This window comes from Reyranella sp. (assembly GCF_965229815.1).
In the GTDB taxonomy this organism is placed as follows: domain Bacteria; phylum Pseudomonadota; class Alphaproteobacteria; order Reyranellales; family Reyranellaceae; genus Reyranella.
The window spans coordinates 1,490,634-1,503,871 of the sequence record NZ_CBDDJN010000006.1 but is presented as its reverse complement, the minus strand read 5'-3'; the positions used below and the strand labels follow the sequence as shown (position 1 = coordinate 1,503,871).

Here is a 13,238-nt window from a genome sequence, read left to right as displayed (position 1 = left end):
CCGGAACCATGCTGCCGGCTGGCAGACGTCGACGCCTGCCCGGCCCCTTTGGTTCTTCACTTGTCACACCCACACTGCATTGAAGCACATGGTCGTTCGTACGCCAACAAAATGCAGCAGAATCAATCATTGTCGCGAATGCGACGCACGAGCTTTCTAAGCTGCTCGTTCGCGATGACGCGGGGATAGAGGGACACGAATGCCTGGGCGAAAGCCTCGCGGTCGACATTCGCCACGATCGTGGCACCGCCGGCCTCGACCGCTGCGCGACTCGCGGTCTGCTCTTCGTCCCACAGTCGGCGCATGACCGGTACCGAGTCTCGCGCGGCGCGCCGGATGATGGATTGCTCCTCGGTTGTGAGAGTGTCCCAGATCCTCTTCGAAAAGAGGATCACGCCCGGCGCCATCGAATGGCGCGTCCGGCTGAAATAGCGGGCAACATTGTACTGGCGGGTCGATACGTAGGCCGGCCAGCTGCTCTCGGTGCCGTCCACGACTTTCGTTTCGAGGCTGAGACGCACGCGGCTGGACGGGATCGTGACCGGCGTGGCGCCGAGATTGCGCAGCAGCTCGGACCACAGGTCGGACTGTTGCACGCGGATTCGGAGCCCCTTCAGATCCTGCGGTCGGCGGATCGCGCGCATGTCACTGACGAAATCGCGCGGGCCACCGTCGTAGAAGCACAGGCCGACAAGCCCCTCGGCTTGCAGCGAGGCCAGAATCTCATCGCCGATCGGCCCGTCGAGGACGCGTCGTGCCTCTTCCTCGTTCTCGAAGAGATAGGGCAGCGAGGGAGCGGCAGTCGGCGGGGCGATGCGGGACAGCACCGAGAGGTTGACCCTCGCCATCTCCTGCGCACCGCTGATGAGTTGGGCAACCGTGTAGCTTTCGGTATCCTGGTCGTTCTGGCCGATGGTGGTGATGCGCAGCCTGCCGTGACTTCGCAACCGCATCAGCCTGTCCATCTCGACGACGCCCTGGACGGTAGGATAGCCGGACGGGAAGACATCGGACGAGCGGATGTCGCGCGCTTGTGCCGCTGCGCCCAAAAGCGTGGCGAGCGCTGCCGCCAGCGTCACGAGGCGGTGCGATCGAAGATGTGACTTCATCCCATCGATCCTTAGGACGGACTGCAGATTTGACGGGGAGAAAACGTCCTCGATCGCGCACGGGTTGCGGGCGCCGGCCCGCGGTGCAACTGGCTGCGTGCCTCACCAGCATCTCCGGAGATCATGCAACGAAGGCGTGATGTGGCTCGCGCGGAGTGGCTTTTACCGGTCGCATCTCCGCCCCGGCGCGCCGGCCGCGCGCAACGCCGGAACAGGGCGGAATTACGGGCGATTCCGGCGATTTTCGCGCCGTTCTAGCCGGCGGGAGAGATGGTATAGCGCGCCGCCGCTTTGGGCGTCCGGTTCTGTCCGTCATAGCAGACGATCACGGCTTCGTGCGCCATGTTGCCCTTTCCATCCGACCGGTAGGTTGTGACCAGCCCGTGATATGTGCCCGTCGCCAGGCCCTCGCGGACGGCCTTGGGCGTGACCGTCTGGCCGGCCTTTCGCAGGGACGCCACGACCTCGGCCAGCATGCCGACGGCGTCGTACTGGGCGGCGGCAAAGGCATCCGGGTCACCGCCATAGGCCGCCCGGTAGGCGACGAGAAAGTCGTGCATGGGGCCGTCGGTCGCCGAGTTCGGCGATGCGGCGGTTTCGGCGCACACGCCCTTGAGTTCGCCGGGCTCGAGCAGGGCGGCGGTTGCCGGCTGATGCATCGCCGAGCCCGCGACGATCGGGATGTCGGGCAGGAGCTGGCGGGCCTGGCGGACCGCCAGCACGGTCGAGGGCGCATGCAGGTGCAGCACGATGACATCGGCGCCGGCCTCCTTGGCGCGCAGCAGGGCGGGCGACAAGTCGTTCACCGTCGGCGCCACGCTTTCTTCCAGGACTGGAGGTGCCTTGAGTTCGGCCAGAGTCTTGGCGAGCTGCGCACGTCCCGACTGGCCATAGGCCGTGCTCTGGTAGATCACGGCCGGCCGCCTGGCGCCGAGCTTCTCCACGACGTAGCGCGCATGCGCCACCTTCACCGTGGCGTCGCTGGGAAAGAACCGGAAGAACCACGGGTTGCCGAGCTCGGACAGGCGCGCGGTGCCGGAGATCGTCAGCAGGGGCACACCGCGCTCCTGCGCCAGCGGCAGCAGCGCCAGCATCTGCGTGCCGAGGATCGGCCCGATGACCGCCGGCGGCAGCGGGCCGCCCATGGCCCGCTCCCAGGCCGTCACGGCGGCTTCCGGTGTCGACTGCGTGTCGAGCACGTCGGGCTTGAACGCGACGTCGTGCAGGCGGCTCGCCGCCAGCAGGGCGCCGTTGCGCTGGCTCGTCCCCTCCAGCGCCACGAAGCCGGTGAGAGGCACCAGCACCGGCAGGCGCACGTCCTGCGCCGCGGCAGGCGCTGCGGCGAGGAGGGCGAGGAGGGCGGCTACTGCGCTGCGCCGCCGGCCCATGGCGACATCACCTCGTTCATGCCGGTCAGATTTCCGCTGGCCGGGTCCCGCACGATGCACGACGGATTGGCGAAGCCCAGCGGCGAGACATGGTTGCCGACCTCCACGATCGGCAGGCGGCCGGCGATCGCCTTCTTTACCTCGTCCGGCAGGTCGCGGTTGACGCGGATCGGACCGACGCCGGAGACATCGACGCGCGGCTGGTGGAAGGCGGCTTCCACGTCCATGCCGCGATCGATCAGCATCAGCGATAGCTGCGTGACCGCCGGGACGATGCGCCGGCCGCCCGACGCGCCGATGCAGAACCACGGCTGGTCGTCCTTGGTCACGACCACCGGGCAGATGTTGCACAGAGGCCGCTTGCCGGCGGCGATCGAGTTCGGACGGTCGGGCTCGGGATCGAACCACAGCATGCCATTGTTCATCGTGATGCCGGTCTTGGGCAGCATCACGCAGGAGCCGAAAAGCGACATCAGGGTCTGCGTCAGCGCGACCATGTTGCCTTCGGAATCGGCGGCGCAGAAATGCGTCGTGCAGGTGTTGGTGGGCTTGTCGCCCAGGCTGGTGAGCCGCTCCTGGTAGGCGCGGTGCATGCCTTCGGCGATGGCGACGAAGAAGTCGGCGCCGGGCGCACCCGAGCCCCGGGTGGCGGCACCGGTCAGCTCGATGGTGCGCTTCAGCGTCGGACCGGCCGTCAGGCCGCCGGCGACGTTGATGGTCGTACCGTGATGCTCGAAGGACAGAGGGTCGACGACGCGCGCCTCGTAGGCGGCAAGGTCGTCCACCGAGATGGCCGAGCCGCCGGCCTGGAGGTCGGCCGCGATGTCGCGCGCCAGGCTGCCCTCGTAGAAGGCGCGGGGCCCGCCGTCGCTCAGGCGCTGGTAGGTCTCGCCGAGATTGCCGAGCTTGATGTGGCGCACGTTGGCCTGCCAGTCGATCATCGGCACGCGGCCGTCGTCGCACAGGTAGGCGGCGCGTGACGCCGGGAACCGGGAGAGGTCGCGGGCGCCCTGGGCCAGCATGACCTGCATGTACCAGTCGAGCTCCATGCCCCGCTTGGCGATCGCCGTGCCCGGCGCCATGACGGTCTGCCAAGGCAGGGTGCCGAACCGCTCCAGGGCCTTGCCCAGGCCGGCGACCATGCCCGGGACGGCGATCGAATGGTAGCCCACCTCGTTGCGCTGCTCGAGGATGTCGGGCCAGGCGAAGGGATTGGCCGGGCCCGGGCCGACGATCTTGTAGACCGCGGGATCGAGCTTGGCGGCCGAGATCGGGCCGTAGTCGATGGTCCAGCAGCGGCGGTCCTTGGCGCTCCAGAGGGTCATGAAGCCGACGCCGCCGATGCCGCTCATCCAGGGCTCCAGGGCACCGATGGCCATGCCCGTGGCGACGGCGGCGTCGATGGCGTTGCCGCCCTGGCGCAGGATTTCCGCCCCGACCTCCGCGGCCCGGGAGTTCTGGGCCACCACGACACCTTTGCCCTTAACGGCTCGTTTGGTGACATGCCATTGACGTGTCAGCGACTCGCTCATCGACTCTCCTTATGGTCGGGCACCACAATAGCTGGGCCTGATTTCGCCACAAACCCCGATACACTGCGGGGCGAACAGGCGGAGAAAGATCGCGGGGCGTGACGGACCTGAACCAGACCGACCTGCGGAAGTTGTCGTCGGGGGACAAGAGGACCTGGGACAACTTCGTCACGGCGGCGGCTCCCCTGATCAATGCCGTCGTGCGTCGGGCCCTGTCTTCCTATCGGCTGAGCGAGGACGACGTGATGGATGCCGCCCAGGACGTGTTCGTCCGGCTGTGCGCCAGCGAGTTCAGGCTGCTCAAGACCTACGACCCCGCCCGGGCCGGCCTGTCGACCTGGCTGGCCGTGGTCGCCCGCTCGGCGGCCATCGACCATGCCCGGCGTCGGCGGCAAGCGACCCAGCCGCTGGACGACGTGCCCGAGGGGCATCTGGGTGTCGAGGACCGGCATGTGGAAAAGCTCAGGATTCCCCAGGGCCTGCTGACCGAGCGCCAGACCCTGGTGCTGAAGTGCCTCTATGACGAGGAGAAGGACGTGGCCGAGGTCGCACAGTTTCTGAAGATCGACGCCCAGACCGTTCGCAGCACCCACCACAAGGCGTTGCTGCGCCTGCGGGCCCATTTCAAGGAAGATGCTCAATAAAGAGGGATGCCGCGCGCGTTTCTGGCGTATTGTTCACCAGGAGATCACCAATGAGCACGGATTGGCCCAACCGTAGCGACAGGGAGCTGTGGCGCAGCCTCGTCACCGCACCCGCGGTCGCGCCCTCAGCGGTCCCGGATCTCGATTTCGCGGCCTGGCTCGACGGGCGCCTGTCCGGCACCGAGGCGGCGCGGGTCGAGGCGGCCGTGGCAGCCGATCCCGAGCTGCGCCGGGCGGCGCTGGATCTCGCCGATGTGCTGGGCAAGCCGCTGCCGGCGGCTCCGGCGCGCCTCGAGGTGAGGGCAAGGGCGCTGGTCGGCTTCGCCGCCGAGCGCGTCGGCGGACGGGGCGGCCTGTTCGGCTGGCTGTTCTCGACAGACCGTCGGTTCGCGTTGCAGCGCGCCGCGGCGTTCACCGCCGCCGTGGTGGTGGCCATCAGCGGCTTCATGCTGGGCGGCGGCCTCGGCACGTCGCTCGCCAAGGAGCGCTATGCCTCGACGGCGGCCCAGACCTCGACCGACACGACCAGCGAGTTCACCGAGTTCATGAGCCTGGACGGCTACTAGACATGTCCTGGCGTTGGGTCTCGGTGCTGCTGGCACTGTCCGTGCTGCTGAACGCGTTCTTCGTCGCCGGCTTCGTGTTTCGCGGCTGGATCGCGCCGCTGCCGTTCGAGGAACGCCGACCGCCGCCGCCGCCGGGTCCTCGTCCCAGTCCCCTGGACATGCTGGCCAAGGAGGTCGACCTCGATGCCGGTCAGCGCGATGCGCTGCGCGCCGTGTTCGACCATTACACCGTCTCGCGTCGCGAGCGGCTACGTGAAATCCAGAAGGTCCGCGAGGAGATCGTCGCGGAGCACCGCAAGGTCCCGCTCGATCCCGTCCGCATCGATCCCCTGATCGATCGCCTCTCCCAGCTTCGCGCCGACCAGCAAAAGGACACGTTGCAGGCCTTGGCGCAGGTCGAGGCCCGTCTGAGGCCCGACCAGGCCGCGCGCCTGCACGACGTTCTGGCCGACCGGCTGAGCGGACCTCCGTGGCGAGGGCCCGCCCGACCGGGGCGGCCGCCACCGCGGCCACCGGAATAGGATCGTCCATGGCGGGACCGGTCGGCAGGCGTGGCTTCGTGGGCGGCGGCGCGGCCGCTGTGTCGACGGTCCTGTGGTCGCCGCGGCGCCCGTTCGCCGCCCGGCCGATGGGCTTTGCCGCCGCCCGCCATCTCCTGTCCCGCACGGGCTTCGGCGGGACGCCCGCCGATATCGACTCCATCGCCATGCAGGACCCGGTGGCCGCCGTCGATCACCTCCTGTCGGAGTCGGCTGAGCGTCGCGAGGCGATCACCTCGCCACCCTCCTGGCTGGGCGAGGGACCGGCGTCGTTGCGCCGTCGCCAACAGGCGGCCGACGCCGAGCGCGCCGAGGCTCAACGCAAGGTGGGCGTCGACGGCAAGGTCCTGCTCGTCACGCGACCGGTCGAGGAGCAGGGGCGCGAGCTGCGCAACTGGTGGGTCGAGGAGATGCTGGTCACCGACCGGCCGCTGGTGGAGCGAATGGTGCTGTTCTGGCATGGCCACTTCACCTCTTCGTTCCTGAAGGTCCGCTACGCGCCGGCGCTTTTCCGCCAGAACGCCCTGTTCCGCCGCGAGGCGCTCGGCAACTTCGCGACGCTCCTGCGCGAGGTGGCGCGCGACCCCGCCATGCTGATCTACCTCGACGGCATGCGCAGCGTGGCCCGGCAGCCCAACGAGAACTTCGCCCGCGAGCTGCTCGAACTGTTCACGCTGGGGGAAGGGCAGTACGGGGAGGCCGACATCAAGGAGGCTGCGCGCGCCTTCACGGGCTGGACGGTCGATCGCGAGACCGGCCTGTTCAAGACCCGCGACGGCGCGCACGACGACGGGCTGAAGACGGTGCTCGGGCAGACCGGCCGGTTCGGCGGGGACGACGTCATCGCGATCCTGCTGCGCCACCCGCGCACCGCCGAGACGGTGGTCGAGAAGCTCTGGCGGGAATTCGTCTCGCTGACGCCCGATCCGGCCGCCGTGAAGCAGCTCGCGTCGGATTTCCGCCGAGACTACGAGATCCGGCCGCTGCTGCGCGCGCTGCTGCTGACGCCCGCGTTCCACGATCCCGCCAACCGGGCCGGCCTGATCAAGTCGCCGGTCGACCTCATCGTCGGCACGGTGCGGCTGCTCGGGCTGCCGGTGCCGGAGAAGACTCCGCTCGTGCGCATGATGCAGGGCCTCGGCCAGATGCCCTTCGACCCGCCCAACGTGCGGGGCTGGGCCGGCGGCGAAAGCTGGGTCACGACCTACACCCTGCTGCTGCGCCAGCAATTCCTGCGCCGCATCATCGAGGCGACGACCGTGGCATCGGCCGACGGTCCCGAGGAGCGCCGGCCGTCGATGGCGGGTACGGCGGGCGGGAACGCGATGTCGATGGCCGATCGGCCGATCGAGGGAAGGAGCCTGCGCCAGGCGGGCAACGCGGCACGGCTGGGGCCGACCCTGGCCGGCACCGATCCGCCGACCCTGCTGCAGACGCTGCTACCCTGCGCGCCCATCGATATGGCCGAGACGCCGCGGTCCGCCGGCGCGACGGCGGCAGCGGCACTGCTCGACACCGCGTACCAACTGAAGTGAGGAGGGATGGGCCGGATCCTTCTCCTGGTCGAGCTGAAGGGCGGCAATGACGGCCTGAACACGATCGTGCCCTATGCCGATCCCCGCTATCGCGAGCTGCGCCCGGGGATAGCCGTGGCGCGCGAGCAGACGATCCAGCTCGACGAGGCGACGGGTCTCAACGGCAAGCTCGAGCCGCTGATGGAGTCGTGGAAGGCCGGCGACCTCGCGATCGTGCAGGGCGTCGGATATCCCGCTCCCAACCGCTCGCATTTCCGCTCCATCGAGATCTGGGACACCGCCTCGTCGGCCAGCCAGACCCTCGGCGAGGGCTGGATCGCGCAGGCCTTCAAGGGCGCGAGCCGTCCGTCGGGCCCGGGCGTCGACAGCATCGTCCTCGACAGCAATGCCCTGCCCAGCACCGGGCCGGCGCTGCGCACCATCGTGATGCGCGATGCCGAGAACTTCCTGCACCAGGCACGGGCGCTCAAGGCTGCCGGGGGCCGGAGCGATGACGGCAATCCGGCGCTGCGCCATCTCCTGGCCGTGCGGCAGGAGATCAATGCCGCCGCCCAGGACCTGAGCGAGCGCTTGCGGTCGGCGCCCGCACCGGCCGAGGCCTACCCCGAGGACCTGCGGCTCGGGCGCCAGTTCGACCTCGCCACCCGGTTGCTGGCCGCGCGCGTTCCCGTCGTCGCCCTCAAGGGCGCGCTGGGCGGCTTCGACACCCATGCCAACCAGGCGCCGACCCATGAACGGCTGCTGTCGGTGCTGGCGGCGAACCTCGCCCTCCTGCGGCGGAACCTGATCGCGGCGGGCTGCTGGGACGAGGTCGTGGTGGCGACCTACTCGGAGTTCGGCCGGCGGGCGGCCCAGAATGCCAGCGCCGGCACGGATCACGGCACGGCGGCGCCGATGCTGGTCATGGGCGGTGGCGTGAAGGGCGGCCTGCACGGCGCCGCGGCGTCGCTGGCCGATCTCGAAGACGGCGACCTCCGCCATACGGTGGATTTCCGGGACGTCTTCGCGACGCTGGCCCGCGGCTGCTGGGGATTGTCGGAGGACTTCGGCGTGCGCAGCCCCCGCCGGCTCGCGCTGTTCGGGGACGCCTGAGGCTGCCGGCTCACCGCCGGCGCAGCATCTCGTCCCGCACGGAGCCGCGTTCGGCCTCGACGCGGATGTGCCAGAGCAGCACGGCGGCCACCACCTTGATGGCGACCGGCACAATCACGTAGACGACGACCAGGGCGAAGTTCCCGTACTCGCCGCGACTGGGATTGAAGCCCAGCAGCGCCGCGACCGGCAGGGAGCCGGCGGCGCCGACGGCGGTCGCGAGCTTGGTGGCCAGGGCCCACAGTCCGAAATAGGCGCCGGTGTCGCCGCGCGTGTCCTTGCCTTCCTCCGAGTTGATGATGTCGGCCAGTACCGATGGCGGCAGTCCGTAGTCGGCGCCGATGCCCATCCCGGTGAGTATCGCGACCGGGACGAACAGGGCGAAGTCGCCGGCACCGAAGAACACCGCCACCGACATGGCGCCGACGGTCAGGATCATGGCGATGAACCAGGCGACCGTCTTGCTGTAGCGGCGCGAGAGCATGAGCCACATGGGCACGCTCAGCGCCGCCGCCCCGAAATAGACCAGCAGGATGATGCCGGCCTGCAGCTTGTTCCCCTTCAGCACGTGCTCGACGTAGAAGAGCATCACCGAGACTGCGACGCCCAGCGCCGCGCCGTTGACGACGAAGACCAGGAGGAGGCGGCGGAACAGGCGGTTCTTGAGGGGGGCGAAGAAGGGGACCAGCGCGCGGAACGCGGTGTTGTCCTCCATGGTGCGGGTCGGTCGCGCGAGGCGCGGCGCCAGGCCGACCAGCCAGTCGCGGAAGTAGCGGACATGGATCTCGGGGTTCTCGCGCCGGACCGGCGGATGCACCGAGGGCGGCGACCACAGGAGGGTGGGCATGGCGAACAGTATGGCGATCGGGATGAAGAGCGCGCCCATGTAGGCATAGCCCTGGTTCTCGCCGAACCTGCCGGTGAGCACGGTGGGCAACACGACGGCCAGCGTCATGCCGAGCAGGCCGAATATCTCGCGGCCCACGGTGACGCGGGTTCGCTCGTTGTAGTCGTCGGTCAGTTCGGCGCCGTGGGCATGGTAGCTGATCGACACGCCGGCATAGCCGAGATGGACGACGAACAGTGCCGCGAACAGCCAGACCGCCAGCATCGTATGCTGGGTCAGGATCGCCGCCGGCGGATGGAACAGCATGTAGAAGCCGCCGATCAGCAGGGGCAGCATCAGCGCGACGAAGACCAGGCGGCCGCGCCGGCCGCGATGGGTGAAGCTGTCGCTCACCAGGCCGATCACCGGGTCCTGGATCGCATCGATCGTCCGGGCGGCGATGAAGATCAGCCCCATGACGCCGAGCGGCATCTTGAGGACCTCGCCGTAGAAGTGGCTGACGTTCAGCACCACCGGCAAGGCCGCCATGTTGAGCGGAAGTTGGTTGGTTGAGTAGGCGACCAGGCGGTCGAAGCTCAGTCTTATGGAAGCGGCTGCGCCGGTTCCGATCCCTGCCCGATGCACGCGAAATGCCTTCCTGTCCGGCACCGCTTCGGGCGCCTTGCTGCCGCTACTTATATAGGCCGGAAGTGCGCCTGCAATACGTCCGTGCGCCGCGTGGCGAAGCCGGCGGCGCAGTAAGCGAGGTAATATCGCCACATGCGGCGGAATCGCTCGTCGAAGCCCAGCCGGGTCACCTGGTCGGCGGCCCGGTCGAACCGGCCCAGCCAGGTCTCCAGGGTGCGGGCATAATCCAGGCCGAAACTGTACAGTTCCGCGATCTTCAGGCCGGCTTGCCTCGCCTGCTCGCGCACGCTGTCGGGCGACAGGAGCATGCCGCCCGGGAAGACATGTGTCTGAATGAAGTCGGGGTGGCGGCGGTACCGCTCGAACATCTCGTCGGCGATCACGATCGCCTGGACCAGCGCCGAACCGTGCGGCACCAGGTGGCGCTTCAGGGTGGCGAAATAGTCCGGCCAGTAGCGCTCGCCCACCGCCTCGACCATCTCGATCGACACGATGTGATCGAACCGGCCCTCGATGTCGCGGTAGTCCCGGAACTGCAGGTCCACCCGGTCGCCGAGGCCGGCGCGGCCGAGCCGCTGCCGCGCATAGTCGAGCTGCTCGCGCGAGATGGTGATGGCCGTCACCCGCAGCCCGCGGCGGGCCGCCGCCTCGGCGAAGCCGCCCCAGCCGCACCCGATCTCCAGGATCGTGTCGCCCTGGCGGGCGTCCAGCCGGGCGAGGATCCGCTCGTACTTCGCTGCCTGGGCGGCCTCGAGCGCCTGCCCGGTGCCGGCCTCGTACAGGGCCGAGGAATAGGTCATCGAGCCGTCGAGCCAGAGCGCATAGAACTCGTTGCCGAGATCGTAGTGGGCGTGGATGTTGCGCTTCGCTCCGGCGCGCGAGTTGCGCCGCCGCCAGTGGGCCAGCCTGAGCAACAGGTTGTGCATGGGGTTGGCCTGGGCGACGCGACCGAGGGCGCCCTCGTTCTCGGCCAGCAGCGCGATCAGCCGGGCGAGGTCGGGCGAATCGCAGTCGCCGTCCATGTAGGCTTCCGCGAATCCGATGTCCCCGTCGGCCAGGACGCGCCGGAAGAAGCGCCAGCGGCGGACCTCGAGCCTCGCGTCGGGCCCGTCGTGATCGCCGCCGAGGACGCGGACCTGGCCGTCGGGCAATTGCAGCGTCAGCCGTCCGACGGACAGGCGTTCGAGGGCCTTGAAGAGGAAGCGGGCGGCGATGGGCATCCGGCGGTAGTCAGCGGGTCACGAGTTGCCTGGGCGGCGGAGGTTTCGCGTGCAGGCTCGCCCGCTTGCGCCAAAGATGCAAGGCCTGCCAATGGATCCGCGCCACGACGCCGAGGGTCATCATGGGATTGCCGACGAAGCGGCGCAGGATGCCGGCATCGGTGAGGGGCTCGCGGCGACCGCCGACCGAGGTGGCCAGCATCAGGCCGTCCGCGTCATGGTAGTTCACGTCGACATGGGCGCGTTCGGCCTCCAGCCGGAAGCGGAACCGGTAGCCGCCCTCGACCGGCAGGAACGGCGACACGTGGAACGCCTTGCGGCCGTACAGCCAGGCGTCGGGCTCGATCGGGCGCCGGTCCTCGTGGTGGACGAGATAGCAGTGGTGCTCGCCGAACGTGTTGTTGACCTCGCACAGCACCGCACGCAGGCGGCCGGCGCGATCGCGACAGAACCAGAAGCTCACCGGGTTGAAGACGTAGCCCAGCAGGCGCGGCAGGGTCATGAGCGTGACGTCGCCGTCGCAGGCCTCGCCCAGCCCGTGCTCCACGAGGATCCGCCGCAGCCAGGCCGAGAGGTCGGATCCGTCGCGCGCGCCGTGATCGGCGCGCCGGAACGAGACGATGCCTCGCCGGTCGATGCCGAGCCAGCGTCCGCGCGCGCTCTCCAGCGAAGCGAGGTCGAGACAGAGATAGGCGACGCGGTAGCGGAAGGCGTTGGGTCTCGGGCGGTGCCGGTGATGGACGACCGTCGCGGCGACGATGCCGTGGCCCCCGCCGGTCATGGCGTCGCGACGCGGGCGGCGGCGGGCAGCGGCAGCGGGTCGATCGGCCGGTCCGCCACGACGCGCGGCGGATCGCCGATGCGGCGGTGCTCGGCCGGCGTCAGCCACGGCCGCCGGACGCCGAGCTGCTCGGCGACGTCGAGGCCCGCCGACAGCGCGTCCTCGTGGAAGCCGTAGCCGCAGTAGCTGCCGCAGAAATAGGTATCGCGCACGCCCTGGATGGCATGCAGCCCGCGCTGCGCCCGTATGGCGGCGGCGTCGTAGGTCGGGTGCTCGAAGGTGAAGCGTTGCAGCGCCGCCCGCGGCGTGCGCGCCGGATTGACCGACACGAAGAGCGGTGAGGCATCGGGGAGCTTCTGCAGGCGGTTCATCCAGTAGGTCACGCTCACCGGGCTTTCGCGGTCCGACCGGTCCGCAACGTAGTTCCAGCTCGACCATACCTTGCGCCGCCGCGGCATCAACGTCTCGTCGGCGTGGAGCCATACCTCGTTCGAGGAATAGGCGAAGCGGCCCAGCAGCTCGCGCTCGCGCTCGTCGGCGTCGGCGAGCAGCGACAGGGCCTGGTCGGCGTGGCAGGCGAGCACGACCTTGTCGAAGCGGTCGCGATGGCCGGCGGCATCGCGGACCTCGACTCCGGCGCCGTCGCGGCGGATGGCGGTGGCCGGCGTGGCCAGGCGGGCCGCCCGGCGCAGCGGCGCCACCAGCCGCTCGACGTAGCTGCGGCTGCCGCCGCTCACCGTGCGCCACGGGAGCTGTGCGCCGACGGTCAACAGCCCGTGATTGTGGAAGAAGCGCACGAAGGTCTGCGCCGGATAGTCGAGCATGCGGCCGAGCGGCGTGGACCAGATGCAGGCGGCCATCGGAACGAGGTAGTGATCGCGAAAGGCCGGACTGAAGCGCGCGCCCGACACGAAGTCGCCGATCGTGAAATCGAGATCCTGGCATTCCTCCAGCAGGCGCGGGGCCAGCCGGTTGAAGCGCAGGATGTCGCGGGTCATGCGCAGGAACGCCGGCCGGAACAGGTTGCGCCGCTGTCCGAGGAAGCCCGCGAACGAGCTGCCATACTCGAAGCGCCCCTGATCCAGGCTGACGGCGAACGACATGTCCGACGGATCGGTCGGCACGCCGAGATGATCGAACAGGCTGACCAGGTTGGGATAGTTTCGCTCGTTGTAGACGATGAAACCCATGTCCACCGGCTGGCGACCGGTAGCGGCCGGCGCGTCGACGGTGCAGGCATGGCCGCCGAAACGGCCCTCGCGCTCGTAGATCACGACCTCGTGGCGACGGCTGAGCAGCCAGGCAGCGCCGAGTCCGGCCACGCCCGCGCCAACGACGGCGATCTTCATCGAACACCC

Annotated in this window: 12 protein-coding genes; 5 read left to right on the top strand and 7 right to left on the bottom strand. The window is 69.3% G+C overall.

Annotation, left to right across the window (positions count from 1 at the left end; genetic code table 11):
- Nucleotides 1-122 precede the first annotated feature (122 nt).
- From dctP to ACO073_RS18540, 3 genes are all read right to left on the bottom strand, one after another.
- Nucleotides 123-1,109 carry a TRAP transporter substrate-binding protein DctP gene (gene dctP, locus ACO073_RS18550; protein ID WP_421999174.1) on the bottom strand — a complete coding sequence of 329 codons (987 nt, stop codon included), beginning with the start codon at nucleotides 1,107-1,109 and terminating at the stop codon, nucleotides 123-125.
- Nucleotides 1,110-1,363: 254 nt separating this feature from the next.
- Entirely contained in the window at nucleotides 1,364-2,497 is a 1,134-nt protein-coding gene (locus tag ACO073_RS18545; protein WP_421999173.1) for an ABC transporter substrate-binding protein, read from the bottom strand.
- Entirely contained in the window at nucleotides 2,473-3,963 is a 1,491-nt protein-coding gene (locus tag ACO073_RS18540) for a gamma-glutamyltransferase family protein (RefSeq protein WP_421999172.1), read from the bottom strand. The genes ACO073_RS18545 and ACO073_RS18540 overlap by 25 nt, the downstream gene beginning before the upstream one ends.
- Before the next feature lie 164 nt (nucleotides 3,964-4,127).
- Here ACO073_RS18540 and ACO073_RS18535 point away from each other — a divergent pair, with 164 nt between their 5' ends.
- The 5 genes from ACO073_RS18535 to ACO073_RS18515 are packed head-to-tail and all read left to right on the top strand — an operon-like array spanning nucleotide 4,128 to nucleotide 8,405.
- On the top strand, nucleotides 4,128-4,673 hold the full coding sequence (locus ACO073_RS18535; protein WP_421999170.1) for an RNA polymerase sigma factor: 546 nt from the start codon (nucleotides 4,128-4,130) through the stop codon (nucleotides 4,671-4,673).
- 50 nt (nucleotides 4,674-4,723) lie between these two features.
- Nucleotides 4,724-5,239: a hypothetical protein gene (locus ACO073_RS18530; RefSeq protein ID WP_421999169.1), complete on the top strand. Its 516-nt coding sequence runs from the start codon at nucleotides 4,724-4,726 to the stop codon at nucleotides 5,237-5,239.
- A 2-nt stretch (nucleotides 5,240-5,241) separates the two neighbouring features.
- Entirely contained in the window at nucleotides 5,242-5,760 is a 519-nt protein-coding gene (locus ACO073_RS18525; protein WP_421999168.1) for a periplasmic heavy metal sensor, read from the top strand.
- An 8-nt stretch (nucleotides 5,761-5,768) separates the two neighbouring features.
- Nucleotides 5,769-7,313, top strand: a complete 1,545-nt coding sequence (locus tag ACO073_RS18520; protein ID WP_421999166.1) for a DUF1800 domain-containing protein — start codon at nucleotides 5,769-5,771, stop codon at nucleotides 7,311-7,313.
- A gap of 6 nt (nucleotides 7,314-7,319) precedes the next feature.
- Nucleotides 7,320-8,405, top strand: a complete 1,086-nt coding sequence (locus ACO073_RS18515; RefSeq protein ID WP_421999164.1) for a DUF1501 domain-containing protein — start codon at nucleotides 7,320-7,322, stop codon at nucleotides 8,403-8,405.
- A 10-nt stretch (nucleotides 8,406-8,415) separates the two neighbouring features.
- On the opposite strand, the gene ACO073_RS18510 is transcribed toward ACO073_RS18515, so the two are convergent.
- The 4 genes from ACO073_RS18510 to ACO073_RS18495 all read right to left on the bottom strand — a co-directional run bounded on the left by ACO073_RS18510 (nucleotide 8,416) and on the right by ACO073_RS18495 (nucleotide 13,229).
- Nucleotides 8,416-9,780, bottom strand: coding sequence for an MFS transporter (locus ACO073_RS18510; protein WP_421999162.1), 1,365 nt, complete (start codon nucleotides 9,778-9,780; stop codon nucleotides 8,416-8,418).
- A gap of 146 nt (nucleotides 9,781-9,926) precedes the next feature.
- On the bottom strand, nucleotides 9,927-11,099 hold the full coding sequence (locus ACO073_RS18505) for a class I SAM-dependent methyltransferase (RefSeq protein WP_421999161.1): 1,173 nt from the start codon (nucleotides 11,097-11,099) through the stop codon (nucleotides 9,927-9,929).
- Nucleotides 11,100-11,109: 10 nt separating this feature from the next.
- Nucleotides 11,110-11,880: a DUF1365 domain-containing protein gene (locus ACO073_RS18500; RefSeq protein ID WP_421999159.1), complete on the bottom strand. Its 771-nt coding sequence runs from the start codon at nucleotides 11,878-11,880 to the stop codon at nucleotides 11,110-11,112.
- Nucleotides 11,877-13,229: an NAD(P)/FAD-dependent oxidoreductase gene (locus ACO073_RS18495; protein WP_421999157.1), complete on the bottom strand. Its 1,353-nt coding sequence runs from the start codon at nucleotides 13,227-13,229 to the stop codon at nucleotides 11,877-11,879. The genes ACO073_RS18500 and ACO073_RS18495 overlap by 4 nt, the downstream gene beginning before the upstream one ends.
- Between the last annotated feature and the right edge of the window lie 9 nt (nucleotides 13,230-13,238).

What these genes read in the sequence shown, in the direction of transcription:
- ACO073_RS18525 (WP_421999168.1), top strand. Translation starts at nt 5,242, where the DNA reads ATGTCCTGGCGTTGGGTCTCGGTGCTGCTGGCACTGTCCGTGCTGCTG.
- ACO073_RS18500 (WP_421999159.1), bottom strand. Translation starts at nt 11,880, where the DNA reads ATGACCGGCGGGGGCCACGGCATCGTCGCCGCGACGGTCGTCCATCAC.
- ACO073_RS18495 (WP_421999157.1), bottom strand. Translation starts at nt 13,229, where the DNA reads ATGAAGATCGCCGTCGTTGGCGCGGGCGTGGCCGGACTCGGCGCTGCC.
- dctP (WP_421999174.1), bottom strand. Translation starts at nt 1,109, where the DNA reads ATGAAGTCACATCTTCGATCGCACCGCCTCGTGACGCTGGCGGCAGCG.
- ACO073_RS18505 (WP_421999161.1), bottom strand. Translation starts at nt 11,099, where the DNA reads ATGCCCATCGCCGCCCGCTTCCTCTTCAAGGCCCTCGAACGCCTGTCC.
- ACO073_RS18545 (WP_421999173.1), bottom strand. Translation starts at nt 2,497, where the DNA reads ATGGGCCGGCGGCGCAGCGCAGTAGCCGCCCTCCTCGCCCTCCTCGCC.
- ACO073_RS18520 (WP_421999166.1), top strand. Translation starts at nt 5,769, where the DNA reads ATGGCGGGACCGGTCGGCAGGCGTGGCTTCGTGGGCGGCGGCGCGGCC.
- ACO073_RS18510 (WP_421999162.1), bottom strand. Translation starts at nt 9,780, where the DNA reads ATGGCGGCCTTGCCGGTGGTGCTGAACGTCAGCCACTTCTACGGCGAG.
- ACO073_RS18530 (WP_421999169.1), top strand. Translation starts at nt 4,724, where the DNA reads ATGAGCACGGATTGGCCCAACCGTAGCGACAGGGAGCTGTGGCGCAGC.
- ACO073_RS18515 (WP_421999164.1), top strand. Translation starts at nt 7,320, where the DNA reads ATGGGCCGGATCCTTCTCCTGGTCGAGCTGAAGGGCGGCAATGACGGC.